Annotated in this window: 18 protein-coding genes, 1 other RNA gene and 3 pseudogenes; 12 read left to right on the top strand and 10 right to left on the bottom strand. The window is 57.1% G+C overall.

Translation table 11 applies throughout. The annotated features are described in order from the left end of the window. Nucleotides 1-63 precede the first annotated feature (63 nt). Together ABJ99_RS03095 and ABJ99_RS03090 are read right to left on the bottom strand one after the other, a co-directional pair. Nucleotides 64-645, bottom strand: a complete 582-nt coding sequence (locus tag ABJ99_RS03095; protein ID WP_054084559.1) for an alpha/beta hydrolase — start codon at nt 643-645, stop codon at nt 64-66. 213 nt (nt 646-858) lie between these two features. Next, nucleotides 859-2,142, bottom strand: coding sequence for an MFS transporter (locus ABJ99_RS03090; RefSeq protein WP_054084558.1), 1,284 nt, complete (start codon nt 2,140-2,142; stop codon nt 859-861). A 652-nt stretch (nt 2,143-2,794) separates the two neighbouring features. Here ABJ99_RS03090 and ABJ99_RS03085 point away from each other — a divergent pair. Beyond that, on the top strand, nt 2,795-3,787 hold the full coding sequence (locus ABJ99_RS03085) for an AraC family transcriptional regulator (RefSeq protein WP_054084557.1): 993 nt from the start codon (nt 2,795-2,797) through the stop codon (nt 3,785-3,787). 71 nt (nt 3,788-3,858) lie between these two features. On the opposite strand, the gene ABJ99_RS03080 is transcribed toward ABJ99_RS03085, so the two are convergent. From ABJ99_RS03080 to ABJ99_RS03065, 4 genes are all read right to left on the bottom strand, one after another. Continuing rightward, nucleotides 3,859-5,088, bottom strand: a complete 1,230-nt coding sequence (locus tag ABJ99_RS03080; protein WP_054084556.1) for a 2-octaprenyl-3-methyl-6-methoxy-1,4-benzoquinol hydroxylase — start codon at nt 5,086-5,088, stop codon at nt 3,859-3,861. Between the two features lie 51 nt (nt 5,089-5,139). Next, entirely contained in the window at nt 5,140-6,327 is a 1,188-nt protein-coding gene (ubiH, locus tag ABJ99_RS03075; RefSeq protein ID WP_054084555.1) for a 2-octaprenyl-6-methoxyphenyl hydroxylase, read from the bottom strand. Beyond that, on the bottom strand, nt 6,324-7,658 hold the full coding sequence (gene pepP, locus ABJ99_RS03070) for a Xaa-Pro aminopeptidase (protein ID WP_054084554.1): 1,335 nt from the start codon (nt 7,656-7,658) through the stop codon (nt 6,324-6,326). The genes ubiH and pepP overlap by 4 nt, the downstream gene beginning before the upstream one ends. 77 nt (nt 7,659-7,735) lie before the next feature. Beyond that, nucleotides 7,736-8,290 carry a YecA/YgfB family protein gene (locus ABJ99_RS03065; protein WP_054084553.1) on the bottom strand — a complete coding sequence of 185 codons (555 nt, stop codon included), beginning with the start codon at nt 8,288-8,290 and terminating at the stop codon, nt 7,736-7,738. Nucleotides 8,291-8,437: 147 nt separating this feature from the next. On the opposite strand from ABJ99_RS03065, the gene ABJ99_RS03060 reads away from it, so the two are divergent. The 4 genes from ABJ99_RS03060 to ABJ99_RS03050 all read left to right on the top strand — a co-directional run bounded on the left by ABJ99_RS03060 (nt 8,438) and on the right by ABJ99_RS03050 (nt 9,884). Further along, the gene (locus ABJ99_RS03060; protein WP_007248131.1) at nt 8,438-8,647 is read left to right on the top strand and encodes a TIGR02449 family protein; all 210 of its coding nucleotides are present in this window, start codon (nt 8,438-8,440) and stop codon (nt 8,645-8,647) included. Next, nucleotides 8,644-8,973: a cell division protein ZapA gene (locus ABJ99_RS03055; protein WP_054084552.1), complete on the top strand. Its 330-nt coding sequence runs from the start codon at nt 8,644-8,646 to the stop codon at nt 8,971-8,973. The genes ABJ99_RS03060 and ABJ99_RS03055 overlap by 4 nt, the downstream gene beginning before the upstream one ends. A gap of 30 nt (nt 8,974-9,003) precedes the next feature. Then, a non-coding RNA gene (gene ssrS / locus ABJ99_RS26520) (6S RNA) lies at nt 9,004-9,182 on the top strand. 90 nt (nt 9,183-9,272) lie between these two features. Next, the gene (locus ABJ99_RS03050) at nt 9,273-9,884 is read left to right on the top strand and encodes a 5-formyltetrahydrofolate cyclo-ligase (protein WP_054084551.1); all 612 of its coding nucleotides are present in this window, start codon (nt 9,273-9,275) and stop codon (nt 9,882-9,884) included. Nucleotides 9,885-9,949: 65 nt separating this feature from the next. Here ABJ99_RS03050 and ABJ99_RS03045 read toward each other — a convergent pair whose 3' ends face one another. Further along, the gene (locus ABJ99_RS03045; RefSeq protein WP_007248134.1) at nt 9,950-10,102 is read right to left on the bottom strand and encodes a hypothetical protein; all 153 of its coding nucleotides are present in this window, start codon (nt 10,100-10,102) and stop codon (nt 9,950-9,952) included. Between the two features lie 193 nt (nt 10,103-10,295). On the opposite strand from ABJ99_RS03045, the gene ABJ99_RS03040 reads away from it, so the two are divergent. Continuing rightward, nucleotides 10,296-10,745 carry an EVE domain-containing protein gene (locus ABJ99_RS03040; protein ID WP_054084550.1) on the top strand — a complete coding sequence of 150 codons (450 nt, stop codon included), beginning with the start codon at nt 10,296-10,298 and terminating at the stop codon, nt 10,743-10,745. Nucleotides 10,746-10,751: 6 nt separating this feature from the next. Here ABJ99_RS03040 and ABJ99_RS03035 read toward each other — a convergent pair whose 3' ends face one another. Then, complete coding sequence (locus ABJ99_RS03035; RefSeq protein WP_007248136.1) at nt 10,752-11,159, bottom strand: flagellar basal body-associated protein FliL; 408 nt, start codon at nt 11,157-11,159, stop codon at nt 10,752-10,754. Between the two features lie 131 nt (nt 11,160-11,290). On the opposite strand from ABJ99_RS03035, the gene ABJ99_RS03030 reads away from it, so the two are divergent. From ABJ99_RS03030 to ABJ99_RS03015, 4 genes and pseudogenes are all read left to right on the top strand, one after another. Then, nucleotides 11,291-12,268 carry an NADPH:quinone oxidoreductase family protein gene (locus ABJ99_RS03030; protein ID WP_054084549.1) on the top strand — a complete coding sequence of 326 codons (978 nt, stop codon included), beginning with the start codon at nt 11,291-11,293 and terminating at the stop codon, nt 12,266-12,268. Nucleotides 12,269-12,698: 430 nt separating this feature from the next. Beyond that, nucleotides 12,699-14,348, top strand: a pseudogene (locus ABJ99_RS03025) (S-type pyocin domain-containing protein). Then, nucleotides 14,345-14,617, top strand: coding sequence for a bacteriocin immunity protein (locus ABJ99_RS03020; RefSeq protein ID WP_054084547.1), 273 nt, complete (start codon nt 14,345-14,347; stop codon nt 14,615-14,617). The pseudogene ABJ99_RS03025 and the gene ABJ99_RS03020 overlap by 4 nt, the downstream one beginning before the upstream one ends. Nucleotides 14,618-14,666: 49 nt before the next feature. Continuing rightward, complete coding sequence (locus tag ABJ99_RS03015) at nt 14,667-15,488, top strand: hypothetical protein (RefSeq protein ID WP_054084546.1); 822 nt, start codon at nt 14,667-14,669, stop codon at nt 15,486-15,488. A gap of 96 nt (nt 15,489-15,584) precedes the next feature. Here ABJ99_RS03015 and ABJ99_RS29695 read toward each other — a convergent pair. After that, nucleotides 15,585-15,683: pseudogene (locus ABJ99_RS29695) on the bottom strand (energy transducer TonB); the annotation flags it as partial. Here ABJ99_RS29695 and ABJ99_RS03010 point away from each other — a divergent pair. Together ABJ99_RS03010 and ABJ99_RS03005 are read left to right on the top strand one after the other, a co-directional pair. After that, a pseudogene (locus ABJ99_RS03010) lies at nt 15,673-16,068 on the top strand (zinc-binding dehydrogenase); the annotation flags it as partial. The pseudogenes ABJ99_RS29695 and ABJ99_RS03010 sit on opposite strands and share 11 nt — an antisense overlap. Nucleotides 16,069-16,148: 80 nt before the next feature. Then, nucleotides 16,149-17,381, top strand: a complete 1,233-nt coding sequence (locus ABJ99_RS03005) for an MFS transporter (RefSeq protein ID WP_054084545.1) — start codon at nt 16,149-16,151, stop codon at nt 17,379-17,381. Here ABJ99_RS03005 and ABJ99_RS28950 read toward each other — a convergent pair. Beyond that, nucleotides 17,353-17,550 (bottom strand): hypothetical protein (locus ABJ99_RS28950; RefSeq protein ID WP_230080977.1); only part of this gene is annotated, 198 nt, incomplete at its 5' end. The genes ABJ99_RS03005 and ABJ99_RS28950 overlap by 29 nt on opposite strands.

The following is a 17,550-nucleotide window of genomic DNA, read 5'->3' as shown; positions in this document are numbered from 1 at the left end:
CCTTGCGACGGCTCAAGCGTTAAAAAGACAGGACCCGACGGGCCTTGTAAAAAAATAGCCCGGTCATGCGCGACGACGCGAGTGCTGCTCCAGACGGCTTTGCAGTCGGTACAGGTAGGCGAAACCCTGTTCCCAGCGTTGATGACCGGATTTGACGTTGATATGCCCGGCCTGACTGAGAAATCCGAGTTCGGCGCCCCAGTGCCGTGCCATCTCCATGGCCCGCTGGGAGCTGACCGCAGGATCGTTGTCAGAGCAGACAATCTGCGTCGGAAACGGCAGCAGGTCGGTCGGTACAGGTGCGAAATTGCGTAGCGCAGGCGGGCAGTTCGGACGTTCTACGTCGGCAGGCGCAACCAGCAGTGCGCCCTGCACCTGACGCAGGGTTTCCAGTGGCGCCAACTGCGCCCAATGCGCAACCGTCACGCACCCCAGGCTGTGAGCGATCAGGATCACGGGCGTGTCATGCTCGGCAATCGTGCGTTGCAACTCGCCCACCCAGTCTTCACGGCGGGGCTTGAGCCAGTCGGCCTGCTCCACGCGGGTGCTGTTGGGCAGGCTGTTTTGCCAGTGGGTCTGCCAATGATCATCAGGAGACCCTTGCCAGCCTGGCACGATCAGATACCGGATCGACTCGTTATGCATGGATTCGCCTCCTGCACGTATGCGTTCATGAGGCGAGTATAGGGAGTGAAGCTATATCCGCTAAGGAATAAGAAGCTATTTATTAATTCCCAAAATGAATATGAAGTCACAGGCAAAAAAAAGGACCACTCCCTGCCTTCGAGGAGCGGCCCTTAACAAAATCACTTTCAGAGCAAAGATTAACCGCATTTCATGACAGGAATACGACGTGCCTCATGTCGCTGGAACCGGGCGAATGCCTGGCTCGGCAGGGTTCAGCATCACTGGCTCTTCTGTCTGCGGGACTTCGCGGGCGACGTTCCACACCACAATCGCCGCGATCAGATCGAAGATCGCCAGCACTACAAACAGCGGGCTGTAGCCGATTTTGGTGACCAGCACGCCGAATACCATTGTGAACGCTGCGGCACCAAAAAAGCCGAACATCCCGCCCATGCCGGTGGCTGTCGCGACTTCGTTTTTACCGAATGAGTCCGAGGTGATCGAGTACAGCGCACCCGACAGGGTCTGGTGAGCGAAGCCGCCCACACACAACAACGCGATCGCAGTGTAGGGGCTTTCGACCAGGCCGATGCAGGCCGGTCCGATCATGCAAGAGCAACCGAACAGCATGACCATCTTGCGCGAGGTGAACAGCGAAACCTTGCAGTATTTGTGGAACAGCGGGCTGAGATAACCGCCCAGCACACAGCCGATATCCGCTGCCAGAAACGGCAGCCAGGCGAACATCGCCACTTCCTTGATGTTCATGTGACGCTCGGTCATCAGGTACAGCGGAATCCACGCATTGAAAGTCTGCCAGGCGGGCTCGGAGAGGATGCGTGCCGAGGCAATCGCATAAAAGTTGCGGTTTTTGAACAGCCGTTTCCAACTGCCTTTTTGAGCAGGGGCATCCTTGAGGCGTGATTCCTGGCCGCTGAGGATGTAATCGCGCTCGGCATCGCCCAGACGTTTCTGGTCACGCGGGTGCTTGTACAGCAACAGCCACAGTCCACTCCACACAATGCCCAGGCCGCCGACAATCAAAAATGCCAGCTCCCAGCCGCTTTGCAGAATCGCCCAGACCACCAGCGGCGGCGCCAGCAAGGCGCCGAACGATGAGCCGATGTTGAACCAGCCAATGGCGACCGAACGTTCTTTGGCGGGAAACCATTCGGTGGTCGCCTTGACGCCCGCTGGCAGGCCCGCCGCTTCGGTCAGGCCGAGCATGCCACGGAAGATCGCCAGGCTCTGCCAGCCGGTTGCAAACGCGGCCGCAGCGCAGGCCGCCGACCAGGCCACTGCAAAAATCGCAAAGCCCATCTTGGTGCCGATGGCATCGATGATGTAACCCGCCACCGGTTGCATGATCGCGTAGCACACCTGCCAGGCGACGACGATATGCGCGTACTGCTCGGTAGAAATGCTCAACTCGCTCATGAGCGTGGGCGCTGCAACGGACAGCGTGTTACGTGCGAGGTAGTTGACGACCAGACCGGCCGTGACCAGCCCGACCATCCACCACCGGATGCCTTTTACTTTCATCTCTTCACCCTGTTTATTTTTAGATTGGCGATGAGCGTCCCGCGGCCAAAACCGTGAGGCGGCTTATTTTATGTAACGTTAGGTTTCGATTGCTCGACAGAGGCCTATCGACGAATTTCGCTGCTTTTCGTGGGTTAAAGCTGATTTAGAGAGCCATTCTGGCTTAGGGAATGCGCGGATGAGAAGGTTGATCATGAGCCTGTCACTCTTTGAATTATTTTTATGGTTGTAATTTTTTAAAAGCCATATGTTGTCGTACAACATAACGCACTTATAGTCACTTGGGACGGCAGTGTCAATCAGCAGAAAAGCCTATAGCGCCCGTATGAAGCCTTTGGCGACGACAGACCACTTGACACCGAAACACCTAGTTATACGACGACTCGAAAAAATTCAGCTTTTTGCAACGCCACTTTCTGAAGGCAACGTCATACGCAGCCGCTACCGGCCGAGGTGGCCAAACGAGCGCGACCTGTAAAGATTCAGGAATTGCATCAGGGGGCTTGCACAACTGTCACAAAAGCTTTCATTCTCTGAGGGGGCATCGGGCAAGGGAATGTCTCTTGATGCTCTGTCGGCAGTGCGCCGACGTTGAACGACAACCCAATCCAGGAAGGGTGCTCACATGCCTGAGCCAAGCAGTCTCGCCAGCTGGACACGCGCTCTGCGCAAACAACTCGATGCGCTAGGCGCGGACAGCAACGCGCTGTGCCAGAGCGCAGGTATCGACCTGCGCCAGCTTGATGATCCGGATGCGCAGTTTCCGGCAGCCACCACTGCCCTGCTCTGGGAACTCGCGGTGCAAACCAGTCTCGATCCGACCCTGGGGCTGCGTGTATCAAGGTTTGTCAGCCCGACCACCTTCCATGCGCTGGGCTATACGCTGGTTGCCAGTGGCTCATTGCGCGAGGTATTCGAACGCATCGTGCGTTACCACTCGGTGGCCGAAGACTCGCTGGAGCTGGATTTCAGGGCAGCCGGCGAGCGTTATGAGTTTCGTTTCAGCGCGCCGAAATCCTGTCCGTCGCCCATCCATGAGCTGCTGGATGCATTCGCCGCAATTTACCTGCGTACCTGTCGCAATCGGCTCGGCAGAGGTTACGCGCCCCTCGCCGTACACCTGCAACGGCCGGCGCCCGACAACCCGCAGCCCTGGCACGATCTGTTTCGCTCAGCGCTGAATTTCTCGGCAGGAGAAAACATGCTGCAATTTGGCGCTGATGATTTCGACGGCCATCTGCACGACGGCCCGATTCAGCTGACCGAGCACAACACCAACGGCGACCCGCTGCCATCGCTGATCTGGGAGCAGCGCGTGCGCTCGGCGATCGAAACCCTGCTGCCGGATGGCGAGCCCACTGCGCAAAGCATCGCCGAAGCCCTGCACCTGAGCCCGCGCAGCCTGGAGCGGCACCTGGCGGATGAAGGATGCTGTTACGACCTGCTGCTCAATCAATGCCGCCAGAACCTGGCACTGCTGCACATGAGCGAGCCACAGACTTCACTGAGCGAAGTCGCGTATTTGCTGGGCTTCGGCGACACCGACAGCCTGAGCCGCGCGTTCAAACGCTGGACCGGGCTGACGCCGGAGCAGTACCGCAATGGGCTGGTGCGGTAAGGCGACTATCGTGCGACGCTCCGCGTCCGATCTTGAACAGGCGTAACGCCATTGGGCTGTGGAGTGATGCCCTAACGAGCATCAATCCGCGCCAGTTCCGGCAGATCCCCGGACAGCCCTAATGCTTCGCGCACAAACAGTGCCTTGGCTTCCGGCATCTGGTTGACCATTTTCAAACCGGCGTTGCGCAGCCAGCGCAGGGGCAGCGGATCGGCCTGGAACAGGCGTTCGAAACCTTCCATCGCCGCCATCAGCGTCAGGTTGTGCGGCATGCGACGGCGCTCATAGCGCCCCAGCACGCGCACATCCGACCAACGCTCGCCACGCCGGGCAGCATGAGTCAGCACCTCGGCCAGCACCGCAGCATCGAGAAAACCGAGGTTCACGCCCTGCCCGGCCAGCGGATGGATGGTGTGCGCGGCGTCGCCAATCAGGGCCAGCCCCTTGGCGACGTAGCGCTTGGCATGACGCTGACGCAGCGGCACACACAGACGCGCGTCGGCAGTCATGACCTGACCAAGTCGCCCCTCGAACGCGCTTTCCAGCTCGCGACAAAACAGATCGTCGTCCAGCACCATCAGACGCTCGGCCTCAGCCGGCGTGACCGACCAGACGATGGAGCACCAGTGCTCACCCTCACGATCCAGCGGCAGAAACGCCAGCGGGCCGTCATCGGTGAAACGCTGCCAGGCGGTTTTCCTGTGCGAGTCGGCCGTGCGCACGCTGGTAATGATCGCGTGGTGCTGGTAATCCCACTCTCGCGTCGGCGTTTCCGTCAGACGGCGCACAGCGGAGTTCGCGCCGTCGGCCGCAACCACAAGAGGTGCGCGCAACAAGCGGCCGTCTGCCAGAGTCAGCAGCCAGTCATCGCCTGAATGGCGCATCTGCTCAAGTCGCGAATTGGCCAGCAAGCCGATATCGCTGTCATGCAGGCGATCAAGCAGCGCGTCCTGCACCACGCGATTTTCGACGATATGCCCCAGTACATTGGCGTGCACGCTGGAGGCCGAAAAGTGAATCTGCCCGGTGCCGCTGCCATCCCAGACATGCATGTGCGCATACGGGCTGATGCGCCGCGCAGCGATGCCTTCCCACACGTCCAGGCGTTGCAGAATGCGCTGGCTGGCAGCCGAGAGGGCGCTGACCCGCGGCTCGAATGTCGATTGCGGGTCGAAGGGTTTGACGCTCAGCGGCCCGCCATCGACCACCAGCACGTCCAGGCCACTGCCCTGCAAGGCCAGTGCAAGGGCGCTGCCGACCATGCCGGCTCCGATAATCAGCACATCCGCGCGTGTTTCCATGCTCAAACCGTTCTCGCTTGCGGCCGAAGCCAGGTATTTAAAGGGCGTGCGTCACACATCGGTTCGAGTCCCCAGCCCCATCGCCTGACGGGCGAACCAGCGTTTGGCGACCGGCAGCAGATCAAGGCCCAGCAATCCCAGATTACGTCCCGTGGCCACTGCCGACTGAGTGCTGCCGAACAGGCGCGTCACCTTGTCGGAGAAACCGACGGTCAACTGCTGATCCATAAACTGACGTTCGCGGTAGCGCTGCAAGGTCGGCAGATCACCCAGCGGGGCATCACTGTCGAGCAGCGTCTCGGCCAGCGCATCGGCGTCCCGCAGCGACAGATTGAACCCCTGCCCGGCGATTGGATGCAGGCTGTGCGCTGCGTTGCCCAGGATCACCAGATGCGAGCGCACCTGCTCTTCGGCTTCGACCAGCGCCAACGGGTAGACATAGCGCGCCCCGACCTGCCGCAGCGTGCCCAGGCGGTAGCCAAACACGCCCTGCAGTTCTTCAAGAAAACGCCGGTCATCGAGATCGGCGAGACGCTGGGTGTCATTTCCCGGACGGGTCCAGACCAACGCGCAGCGGTTGTCCGGCAATGGCAACAAGGCCATCGGGCCATCGTCGGTAAAACGCTCGAAAGCCTGCCCGCAATGAGCTTCGCTCGGCGTGATGTTGGCGATCAGAGCGCTCTGGTCGTAAGGCCGCTGGCGCACACCGACGCCCAGTTGCTCACGCAGGCTGGAACGACCGCCGTCGGCGAGCACGGCCAGATCACACTCCAGCTCGGTCTCATCGTTCAGCGTCAGGCGATAGCCGTCAGGCAGCGGGTGCATCTGCTTGACCTCTGCCGGCACGCGCCAACTGACGACATCTCGGTCCAGAGCGGCCCAGAGCGCCTGACCCAGCCAGGCGTTTTCCACGACATAGCCGAGCGCGGGCACGCCTTCTTCAATCGCCGCAAGACGGGTCGCGCCAAAGCGCCCGCGGTCCGAAACCTGGATTTGCAGAATCGGCTCGGCACGCCGTGCAATCTGCTGCCAGACGCCGAGCCGCTCGTAGATACGCCGAGCGCCGAACGACAATGCAGACGAGCGTGCGTCATAACTGGGTTGCCAGCTTTCGCCCGGAGCAAACGGCTCGATCAGCACGATGCTCCAGCCCCGAGCCTTGGCACCGGCCTGTAGCGCAAGGGCGAGGCTTGCGCCTACCAGCCCTCCGCCAACGATTGCGATATTGAACCGGCTCATACGATGGGCTCCTGTGCGCCAGCCATCAGCGCCTCGATCTCGGCGACGGTCTTGGGCACGCCGCCGGACAGGATTTCACAGCCCCGCCGGGTTACCACCACGTCATCCTCGATTCGCACACCAATACCTCGCCATTTCTTCGCGACATCCAGATTATCGGGGGATATGTAAATCCCGGGTTCGACGGTCAGCGTCATGCCGGCCTCCAATACTCGCCACTCGCCGCCGACCTTGTATTCGCCTACATCATGCACGTCCATGCCCAGCCAGTGCCCGGCGCGGTGCATGTAAAAAGCCTTGTAGGCCTCGCTTTCGATCAATTGCGCGACATCGCCTTGCAGCAGGCCAAGCTCGACCAGCCCGGCGGTAATAACCTGGACCGTCGCTTCGTGCGCCTGGTTCCAGTGTTTGTCCGGGCCGATGGCGTCAAAGGCGGCGTACTGCGATTTCAGCACCAGCTCATAAATGGCTTTCTGCTCGGGTGAAAACCTGCCACTCACTGGAAAGGTACGGGTGATGTCGCTGGCGTAACAGTCAATTTCGCAGCCCGCGTCGATCAGCACCAGATCGCCGTCCTTGAGCACCGCGTCGTTCTGCTGGTAATGCAGGATGCAGCCGTTGCGCCCCGAGGCGACGATGGAGCCGTAGGCCGGCATCTTCGACCCGCCCCTGCGGAATTCATAATCCAGCTCGGCTTCCAGGCTGAACTCATGCAGACCGGCGCGACAGGCCTGCATTGCACGCACATGGGCACGCGCGGAGATTTCCGCCGCATGGCGCATGACTTTGATTTCCGCCGCCGACTTGTACAGACGCATGTCGTGCAGCAGGTGATCCAGCGCCACGAACTCTTTGGGCGGCTGCGCGCCGAGGTGCGCCTTGGAGCGGATCACGTTGATCCAGTCCATGACGTGCCGGTCGAACTCAGGGTTGCTGCCCATCGCCGAATACACTCGGTCGCGGCCTTCGATCAGGCCCGGCAAAATGTCGTCGATGTCGCTGATCGGGAACGCATCGTCCGCGCCAAAATCGCGAATCGCACCTTCCTGCCCGGCGCGCAGACCATCCCACAGCTCGCGCTCGGGGTTGCGCTCGCGGCAGAACAGAACGTACTCGCCGTACTCGCGTCCGGGAATCAGCACGACCACCGCTTCGGGCTCGGGAAAGCCGCTCAGGTACTGAAAGTCGCTGTCCTGCCGGTACACGTGCTCGACATCCCGATTACGAATAGCCACCGCAGCGGCGGGCAGAATCGCGATGCTGTTCGGCTCCATCTGAGCCATCAGCGCCTTGCGGCGGCGGGCGTATTCGGACTTAGGGATCTGAATCATTGGCAGCTTGAGTCCTGATGGAGTCTGCCGGCCAGGGCGGTATCAGCCCGGACCGGTGTCGCAGTGATTGCTGTCGGTCAGTGCAGGGAAGGCTTGGGTTCCGGCGCGGCCGGCTCGTTGAACTCGGTGAAGAGCAGCAACGGCGCTACGCGCATATACTCCATGACTTCCATGTAGTCGGTCTCGCCGTCTTCGGACTCTTCCAGCGCATCCTGAACCTGAGCGATGGCTGCCAGGTCTTCGAGAACGGCTCTGGCTTCGCTGCCGAGCGTCTTGTCACCAATGCCCAGACCAAAACCTGACAGGAAACCCTGACACCACTGGCCCAATGCGGCAGCGCGCTCGGTCAGCGGTTCGTCGTCGCCCGGCAGCAACAGCACAACGGTCATGTCTTCGCCGGTGAGTTCGCTTTTGGCCATCTCTTGCAAGCCGACAAGCGCGGCGCGGATGTTATCCTGCGGCTCGGTTTCGAGCAGCACCGAGGCGTCGGCGAACCAGCCTTCGTTGTCGAAACCGGCACCCGCACAACTGCGGCCCAGCAACAGACCGTGCAGCTCGGCGGGGGAGACTTGATGACCGCCACTGTTGAGTAATGTGGCGAATGCTTTGTACGGAGAATTCTGAATGGGCATGTGCTGGTCGCCAAACGGCGCAATGTCTAGAATGAAGGCCTTGTATCCTAGACTATCCGCGCGACAAGATCACCCGGACGGCGGTTCTGGCTTGAGCATGAGCATCGCCTCCCCTGCCATTCATCAGAAAGTACTCAGTGGAAAACAATGGAAGACACCGACCTGCAAGCGCTGATGAAACGTGTAGAGCTGCTCCTGAAGTTCGCCGAGCAACTTAAAGGCGAAAACGCACTCCTATTAGCTCAGGAAAAATCCTGGCGCGAGGAACGCGCCCAACTCATTGAAAAGAACGAAATCGCCCGGCAGAAGGTCGAGTCAATGATTTCGCGCCTCAAAGCCCTGGAGCAAGACTCATGAGCAATGGCAACAGCGTTACCGTTCAGATCCTCGACAAGGAATACTCGATCATTTGCCCTCAGGAAGAGCGCACCAACCTGGTCAGCGCCGCGCGCTACCTCGATGGCAAGATGCGTGAAATTCGCAGCAGCGGCAAAGTTATCGGCGCTGATCGCATCGCCGTGATGGCTGCCCTGAACATCACTCACGACCTGTTGCACAAGGAGCACGTGCCTGACGTGCAGACCAGCGGATCGACCCGCGAACAGGTCCGCGACCTGCTCGATAAGGTCGATCTGGTGCTGTCCACGGACACGCCCGGCACACCAGGCTCAACTCGGGGCTGATTATTGTGGGGCATTTCTGTATACTTGCGCCGCTCCCTGGAGTGCTTGCCAGTCGGTCATGTCCCTGAGCCGATACGCACAACCACGGGGGTTGCACGTTGGGGTTGGTGTGCATGTCCGCTCGACGGAAAGCCTTAAAACCTCCTGCAATCTCCACCTTGAACTTTCGGGTTCAAGGGCTACACCGACAGCGGTTCGTCGGGGAGTCCTTATTCAATGCATTGCCGGACGACCTGTCTGGCAATGACGATCCAGCTCTGGTTTTTACCTCTCGGATCAGCCTGCATGACCTCTCTCTCATGATCAGCGCCCAATCGCTCACACGCCTGCAACTGCGTCGCCAACTGCGCCATGCACGCAGGTCGCTGAGTCATGGTCAGCAGCGTCAGGCGGCGCGTGACATCTATCGTCAGTTGGCCCAACACCCTCTGTTCCGACGCGCCCGGCATGTATCGCTGTATCTGCCGATGGATGGCGAGATCGACCCACGCCTGCTGTTGCGCGAAGCCCAGCGTCGCGGCAAGGCCACTTACCTGCCGGTCCTCAATGCATGGCCGCGCACGCGCATGGTGTTCCAGCGCGTGCGCCCCGGTGAGCGATTCATGCCCAACCGCTTTCGCATTCCCGAGCCGCGCATCGACCGGGCGAAGCAACGTAAAATCTGGGCACTCGATCTGGTACTGATGCCGCTGGTCGGGTTTGACGATCAGGGCGGGCGTCTGGGCATGGGCGGTGGTTTCTATGACCGCAGCCTGGCTTATCTGGCGCGCAGAAAAGCCTGGCGCAAACCCGTTTTACTGGGGCTGGCGCATGAGTGTCAGAAAGTGGATCGACTGGCGCAGGCCAGTTGGGATGTACCGCTGCAGGGCACGCTGTCTGATAAACACTGGTATTTGAGCGAAGGTGTCTGACTGATGGCACTGAAGAGCGCGCTCTGATCGTTTGAAGTGCTCAACGACCAGAGCAGAAGCAGGGCTTAATGCCTGCCTGGGACTTTCTGTTGCTGCTGGGTGATTTCGACAGGAGCATCTTCCTTGGTGGTCCATAAACTCTGCGCATAACCGGTTGTCACGACACCCAAGCCAAACAGAATAACCAGAATCCAGAGTAAATCAGGCTTGCGTTTCAACGACTGCCCTCCATAGGCAAATCAATACGCTGTCCACAGCGGTCTTTCGAGAACTGTGCAGCAACGTGGAACTTTGAAGGGCGGCATTTTGCGGTAACGTGAACCAGTACGCAAATACTGGCACAAGCCGACTGTCGGTTTGTCATACAACTTTTCGCCCTACGGCAAACTTTATGTTTCTGGAGCACCCGCAATGGCCTACTGGCTGATGAAGTCCGAGCCTGACGAATTCTCGATCAGCGACCTGCAAAAACTGGGTAAAGCCCGCTGGGACGGCGTGCGTAATTATCAGGCGCGTAACTTCCTGAGGGGCATGGCAGTGGGCGATGAATTCTTTTTCTATCACTCCAGCTGCCCTGAGCCAGGCATCGCCGGTATCGGCAAAATTGCCAAGGCGGCTTATCCGGACCCCACTGCGCTGGACCCTGACAGTCACTATCACGATGCCAAGGCCACCACGGAGAAAAACCCGTGGAGCGCCATCGACGTCGAGTTTGTGGATATGTTCAAGAAGGTGCTGGGGCTGGGTTATCTGAAACAGCAAAGCCAACTGGAACAACTGCCACTGGTGCAGAAAGGCAGCCGGCTTTCGGTCATGCCGGTGACCGCCGAACAGTGGTCGGCGATCCTGGCACTGCGCTGATCCGCGTTATTGAACGATGAAGTTGTTGAACAGCAAGTCTTCGACAACCGGCTTGCCTTCTTCGTCGTTCATGACGCGCTGAACCTGTTTGAGTGCTTCCTGACGAATATTTTCCTTCGCCTCGGCGCTGCTCATCGAATCGACCGTCTGCTGAGTAAACAGCGCCACCAGTTGATTGCGGATCAATGCGTCATGGCGTTTGACCGCCGCTTCGGCGTCGGCACCGGTTACGCGCAACGCGATATCGGCTTTATAAACGCGCAGTTTCGGGCCGCCATCCAGTGCGTAGTTACCCACGAACGGAGGCGTCAGCGAAACATACGATGCTTTGGGAGGACCGCCCTCTTCCTTGGCTTCTTCCTGCGCCATGGCGGGCAACGACAAGGCCAGCAATATCAGAATCCACGCTTTCACAGTCCACTCCTTAATACGGTTTGCCACGCAGCTTACAGCTTATGTGTGCTTATCAGGCAGGGCCATGCTTATTGACCTGTGCGCCCGGTTAACTGACTTTATCGGCCATTACCGGAAAAGGAATAGCCCCGATGAAAGCCCTGCTCTGCAAAGCCTTTGGTCCCGCCAACACATTGGTGCTTGAAGACGTCCCCGGCCCGGAGATCAAAAAGAACGAAATCCTGCTCGACGTCCACGCGGCCGGGGTCAATTTCCCCGACACTCTGATCATTGAAGGCAAATACCAGTTCAAACCGCCCTTTCCGTTTTCGCCGGGCGGCGAAGCGGCGGGCGTGGTGTCGGCCGTCGGTGAAAAAGTCACCCACCTCAAACCCGGCGACCGGGTCATGGCCCTTACCGGGTGGGGCAGCTTTGCCGAGCAGGTCGCCGTGCCGCACTACAACGTACTGCCGATTCCGGAGGGCATGGACTTCACCACCGCCGCCGCGTTCAGTATGACCTACGGCACTTCCATGCACGCCCTCAAACAGCGCGCTAACCTGCAACCCGGCGAAACACTGCTGGTGCTCGGCGCATCCGGCGGCGTCGGCCTGGCCGCCGTGGAAATCGGCAAAGCCCTCGGCGCGCGCGTCATCGCCGCCGCCAGCAGCGCCGAGAAACTGGAAGTCGCCAGAACCGCAGGCGCCGACGAACTCATCAACTACAGCGAAACCAGCCTCAAGGACGAAATCAAACGCCTCACCCACGGCAACGGCGCCGACGTGATCTACGACCCGGTCGGCGGCGACCTCTTCGACCAGGCCATCCGCGCCATCGCCTGGAACGGCCGCCTGCTGGTCGTCGGCTTCGCCAGCGGCCGCATCCCGGATCTGCCCGTCAACCTGACGCTGCTCAAGGGCGCCTCGGTGGTGGGCGTGTTCTGGGGCTCATTCGCCCAGAGACAACCGCAGGACAATGTGGCGAACTTCAAGCAGCTGTTTGCGTGGTTTGGCGAGGGGAAGTTGAAGCCGCTGGTGTCGACGGTTTATCCGCTGGAAAGGGCCGGGGAGGCTATTGATTTGTTGGGGGGGCGCAGGGCGGTGGGGAAGGTGGTGGTTTTGATTAATTAACACTCGTAATACACATATGAGGCAAAAAAATATTTATGTACCACACTAACGGAGAAAAAGCGGATTAATTAGTCGCCATACAGCTAACAAGGAGAACTGTATGGCAGACGACCAAGAAAAACATATATATGTAAAATACTGGCCCATTCCAGATTTAGGGTCTGCAGACCGGGCAGCGGCTGAGGCAGCTGCTAATAAAGCGAATAATGGAGGTAACTCCGGCTGGAGCATTGGAGTCGGTGGTGGTGGCGGCGGACCCAGCACTACCGGCCTAGGCCCTGGGCGCGGCCGCAGGAGAGGCATCACTAATAAACAGCTGAGACGCCTAATAAGACGACAAGCAGCGGAGGCAAGAGCGACGGCCGAACGTAACGCAGCGGAACATGCAGCTCACCAACTGAGATTACAGGCTGAGGCACATGCTCAGGCAATGGCAGAAGCTGCCGAGCGGTCACGTATCGAAGCACAAGTGCGCGCACAGGCTGAAAAGGATCAAGCCCATCGACAAGCACTTGAAACGCTGACAGCAACCTATCCATCGCTACACTCTGGATTGGCACAAAGCTATTTACTGGCTTCCGCATCGCTGCCGAATACTGTTCAAGAAGAAATGGCGTCTGGCTAAGACCAGAATATCGATCACTCAAGCGATCGACATTTACTCGACCTGATACTTCACAAAAAAGTCAGGATTAACTATTTACTCGCGTCTAAACAAAGCTTATTGGAAGAGCGCCTCGTCCAAACTTTGCAATTGACTGGGCAAGAGCTTGATCATGCGACACCAAAGGATTATCTGAACTACCTTGTGCACTACAGCCAAGGCGATCCTCCACGCGTACATCAGGCTCACGAGGCGTGGATAAGCACTTTATCTCAGACCTACGAAGCTAAACTTCTTGCTGAGTCGATCACACTGCTCAATGAGCAGTCGGCAGCGCTGTCCATTCGTCATGCCGAGCTGTCGCTGGCCAATAAAACGGCGAGTCAGGACGCTGAGCGGACATCATCCCGACAGGCTGCCGGCGTCGACAAACTGTGGTCAGTTATCGCTCCAGCAGCAACGACTAGCACAGCGTCGAGCATCAGAACCGTCGCGACCAACATCGCGAAAGACCAGCTCATCAGGATTGCGACCAGAACGCTGGGCAGCAATCTGGTTACGTTGCTGGCGATGTATCCACAACCGTTGGGCGATGCAGAACTGCCGCCTGCTGTCGTCGCCACTCCCCTGTCGCAGCTCAACCTGCCGCCGCATATCGATCTGGAATACGTTGCCAGCGTCAAAGGCACGCTCGACGTCCCTCATCGTTTGGTCTCGACCCAAGCTGGAACAAGCGGCGCTGTGCGCTGGGTGGATGCGGATGGTGTGAACGTTGGCACCAAAGTGCGTGTAAGAACGTTCACCTATAACGCAGAGAACAATTCCTACGAATTTATCCGCGACGGGGAGTCCACCCCGGCACTGATATGGACGCCAATAAACCGACCGGGGGACAGTTCGACCCACTCACCCGTGGGACCACCGGCGCTGCCGGCAGATCCAGGCGCTGCGGTGACACCTTTTGTACCGGAGCTCGAGGCTTACCCAGAGGTTGATCGAGATGATCCCGATGACTACATTCTCATCTCCCCCATTGATTCAGGGCTGCCGAACACCTACCTGCTGTTCAAGGACCCAAGGTCGATTCCGGGGGTTGCGAGTGGGTATGGTGAGGCGGTGACAGCTACCTGGCTAGACGCTAGAACTCAAGCTGAAGGCTCTCCAATTCCCTCACAAGTTGCAGATCAGTTGCGTGGGGTCCGTTTCAGCAATTTCGGCCGTCAGAGAGAGGCCATCTGGAAAGCTGTGGCAAATGACTCAGAAATTAGTCAACAGTTTAGTCAACGGAATCTTCAGTTGATGAAGGCAGGTAACGCGCCGCACCCAAAATTAGAAGACCAAGTAGGACGACGTACAAAATTCGAAATCCATCATAAAGACGAAATTGCAAACGGCGGAGCGGTGTATAACATGGATAATCTAGTTATCATGACACCGAAACAACATATAGCGCACCATAGGAATCGACCACAATGATTATGAAAGAAAAACTTGAAGACTATACCGAAGAAGAATTTCTCGATTTCTTAAGAGAGTTTTCTCCTGAGCGCAATAAGCTTGAAGGAAAAGAATATGGAGCCTATGTCGACGTGCTATTGCAGCACTTCATTAGGATAACCGAACATCCTGCGCAGTCTGACGTAATATTCTATCCTGAAGAAGGCCAAGAGGACAGCCCAGAGGGAGTCCTGAAAGTCATAAAAGAATGGCGAGCAAAAAATGGCAAGCCTGGATTCAAAAGCTAGATACCCAACACGCTATTGGCGAGACACTATATAAAAAGGGAAATCACCCATGGAAGAATTACATCATCATCTGCAGCAATTACCCGACTTCCTTCGAGCGGAACTTGCTGCTCAGGTTGGCGACTGGGGAGGATTGGAATATATCGACATAACCGATCGACATATACAAGCCATTAATAGCCTGATCACAAACAAGCGCGCTCCGTTACGTCAAGATCATATCGACAATATACCTATTGAGTTGGACGCTACTCCGTGGACAAAGCCAGATATAGAGATGAACGCTCGGCTGAACTCTCTTAACCTTACTGGCATCATACCTATTGATTTTTTCTCGATGACGGTATACGCGCAGTTTCACATGGAAAGCATTCGCTTTTTAAACGAACTAAAAACCAACCTCGAATCGTTGCACGCTCGCATTAAAGAGCAGCACCGGCAGCACGTTGAGCGTTTGGCCCAGGAAGCAGCCGAGCGTCAAGCTCAAGAAACAGCCCGGCGCCAGGCAGAAGAAGCAGCTCGCGCACAAGCCGAGACTGAAGCGGCAGCGCAAAGAGTGGCAGAAGAGCAAGCTGCGCAGCAGAGAACCCGAGAAGCAGCACTGCAACTGGCCCAGCGCCAGATCGAGGAAGCCGAGCGTGCGTTTGCGCAGCGCTTGGCAGAAGAAGCCCGCACTCGTGAGGCGGAGTCTCGCCATGCAGTGCAGGTAACGTTCGGGCCTGATGTATCACAAGACGTTGAAGGTGCGATCAGGATATTGAAAGAATCTATCGAAATCGCGATCACCGACTTTTCGAATGCGATCAGCGTTCACGGGGCGCTCGACATGCGACAGCTTGACGCGATTCAAACTATGAGCGCGACTCACTGAGTTCCCCTGCAAGGCCGGGACCAAGGCAATGATGTTTTGGTCCCGGCACAGTGCATCAAGTAAAACCGACACAAGCCTTCAAAACAGACCAGCCCCCTACAACACCTTCCTGACACTCTCCGGCAAATAATCCACATATCTGCGCATCGGATTCTTTTGACATTGGGCGATAATGCCCGGTGTCGCCTCCAGCAGCGCCGAGAACCTGAAAGTCGCCAGAACCGCAGGCGCCGACGTGATCTACGACCCGGTCGGCGGCGACCTCTTCGACCAGGCCATCCGCACCATCGCCTGGAACGGCCGCCTGCTGGTCGTCGGCTTCGCCAGCGGCCGCATCCCCGACCTGCCCGTCAACCTTGCCCTACTAAAAGGCGCCTCGGTGGTGGGCGTGCACTGGGGCTCGTTTGCCCAGAGACAGCCACAGGACAACGCGGCAAACTTCAAGCAGTTGTTTGCGTGGTTTGAAGAAGGGAAGCTGAAACCGTGGGTATCGACGGTTTATCCGCTGGAGCGGGCTGGGGAGGCGATTGATTTGTTGGGTGGGAGGCGGTGGGGAAGGTGGTGGTTGCCATCATTCTGATCTGGTAGCGTATTGCCGTAAAACGGGACTTGATGGCTTCGTGATACATGGCAGCGCGTTTATAAAAAAGGATTTTGGCAATGACAAGTGGCACTACTACTGGATTATTGAAGATACCGGCATACCTTGTCGTACTTATCACCAGGGTCGTTAGTTCTTGTGCTATATGGATTGACTTTGTTCTTATTTTCTCTCTAGCCTCGTACTTTTGGCATTCAACCCCTACTACTGTCGGAGCTACGGCTGCACTTTATGGATTACCTGGCCTGCTTATTGGTCCCTTCATCGGCCGATTAGCCGATCGAACGAGCCCTGTCAAAGTCTTATATATTAGTTATGTCGCGCGAGGCTTGACGTCTATTGGCTTGGCATTTGCGCCTTCATGGGAACTGTTTTTGTTATTCGTTTTCTTTAAAGGCGTATCCAATCTAGCTGCTACACCTGCGGAACAGATATTATTGAAGTTATCGTTAAAAGACGCCCAGATTGCCTCGGGAGTAAGTTTTCTTGCAGTGGTCGATCAAGTGGTAAAAATTGGAGCACCTTTAATTGCCGCAACAATGGCACAGTTTTTTTTCGCGCAATCTGGCTTTTTATTTTCTGCGGTATTGGCGATCATTGGAATGCTGATACTGCTCATGTTTTCACTGTTTTCCAAAGCGTTCGCTACAGCTGATCGCACTGTATCAAAGCCTATCAGATTTAGACTTCTACTGGCCACGATCCATAAGAATTTTTTCCTAAAGCTGGCTTTTTATGTTGCACTTACACAGAGTCTAATCCTGGGTATTTACGATCCCTTACTGGCGTTACTATTGAAACAGCTCGGCTTTACGTCTGGCAGCTTCGGAGTAATTGTAAGCTGCACTGCTTCAGGGGGCATCATAGGAGCCATTATCTTTAGAAAATATCTTTCATCTTTCAATCCAATAATATTAACAGCGGCATCACTTTGTGGGTTTGGATTTACGGTCTTCGTTCCTGGCGCAATTTACCTCGCTGGGTTTACTCCCCCCATGGCACTGTTGTGTTTTCTATGGGTCTTTAACGGAGCGTTCTACGCAATATCGGCGCTTTTTTTTGTAACGACGATGCAAAAGCAGTGCGCTGTTGAAATCATTGGAACGGTAAGCGCAAGTGCGAGAAGCATCATGATATCTGTAATGGTAATAGGTCCGATAATCGGTTCATGGCTGGCAAGTTTCACGTCCATTGGCTTTGTCTTCTTTGCAAGCGGCTTTCTTGCGATCAGTAGCGGCATATGCCTTCTGATCTCGCCACGATTTAAAAGCGTGCTATCGAAGACAGCTTAAGTGATGAAATGGTCAGCATTCGGTTGGTATGAATCCGGGGAAGCTGATCCAGCAACGTTTCATTTGGCTTTTCGGCGAGACGGGGCGTAAGCGCCTCATGAACCCCACATTCCCAACCAGCCATTGATAACCAGCCATTGAAGCTTGATGCTGTGCTCCCGATTCTTTT

This window comes from Pseudomonas syringae pv. cilantro (genome assembly GCF_001293775.1).
Classification (GTDB): domain Bacteria; phylum Pseudomonadota; class Gammaproteobacteria; order Pseudomonadales; family Pseudomonadaceae; genus Aquipseudomonas; species Aquipseudomonas syringae_P.
This window is presented reverse-complemented; position numbering and strand designations above follow the sequence as displayed.

Coding starts and splice junctions, on each gene's coding strand:
- ABJ99_RS03040 (WP_054084550.1), top strand. CDS start 10,296: ATGGCCTACTGGCTGATGAAGTCCGAGCCTGACGAATTCTCGATCAGC.
- ABJ99_RS03030 (WP_054084549.1), top strand. CDS start 11,291: ATGAAAGCCCTGCTCTGCAAAGCCTTTGGTCCCGCCAACACATTGGTG.
- ABJ99_RS03090 (WP_054084558.1), bottom strand. CDS start 2,142: ATGGTCGGGCTGGTCACGGCCGGTCTGGTCGTCAACTACCTCGCACGT.
- ABJ99_RS03050 (WP_054084551.1), top strand. CDS start 9,273: ATGATCAGCGCCCAATCGCTCACACGCCTGCAACTGCGTCGCCAACTG.
- ABJ99_RS03085 (WP_054084557.1), top strand. CDS start 2,795: ATGCCTGAGCCAAGCAGTCTCGCCAGCTGGACACGCGCTCTGCGCAAA.
- pepP (WP_054084554.1), bottom strand. CDS start 7,658: ATGATTCAGATCCCTAAGTCCGAATACGCCCGCCGCCGCAAGGCGCTG.
- ABJ99_RS03015 (WP_054084546.1), top strand. CDS start 14,667: ATGGAAGAATTACATCATCATCTGCAGCAATTACCCGACTTCCTTCGA.
- ABJ99_RS03095 (WP_054084559.1), bottom strand. CDS start 645: ATGCATAACGAGTCGATCCGGTATCTGATCGTGCCAGGCTGGCAAGGG.
- ABJ99_RS03055 (WP_054084552.1), top strand. CDS start 8,644: ATGAGCAATGGCAACAGCGTTACCGTTCAGATCCTCGACAAGGAATAC.
- ABJ99_RS03060 (WP_007248131.1), top strand. CDS start 8,438: ATGGAAGACACCGACCTGCAAGCGCTGATGAAACGTGTAGAGCTGCTC.
- ABJ99_RS03020 (WP_054084547.1), top strand. CDS start 14,345: ATGATTATGAAAGAAAAACTTGAAGACTATACCGAAGAAGAATTTCTC.
- ABJ99_RS03080 (WP_054084556.1), bottom strand. CDS start 5,088: ATGGAAACACGCGCGGATGTGCTGATTATCGGAGCCGGCATGGTCGGC.
- ubiH (WP_054084555.1), bottom strand. CDS start 6,327: ATGAGCCGGTTCAATATCGCAATCGTTGGCGGAGGGCTGGTAGGCGCA.
- ABJ99_RS03005 (WP_054084545.1), top strand. CDS start 16,149: ATGACAAGTGGCACTACTACTGGATTATTGAAGATACCGGCATACCTT.
- ABJ99_RS03065 (WP_054084553.1), bottom strand. CDS start 8,290: ATGCCCATTCAGAATTCTCCGTACAAAGCATTCGCCACATTACTCAAC.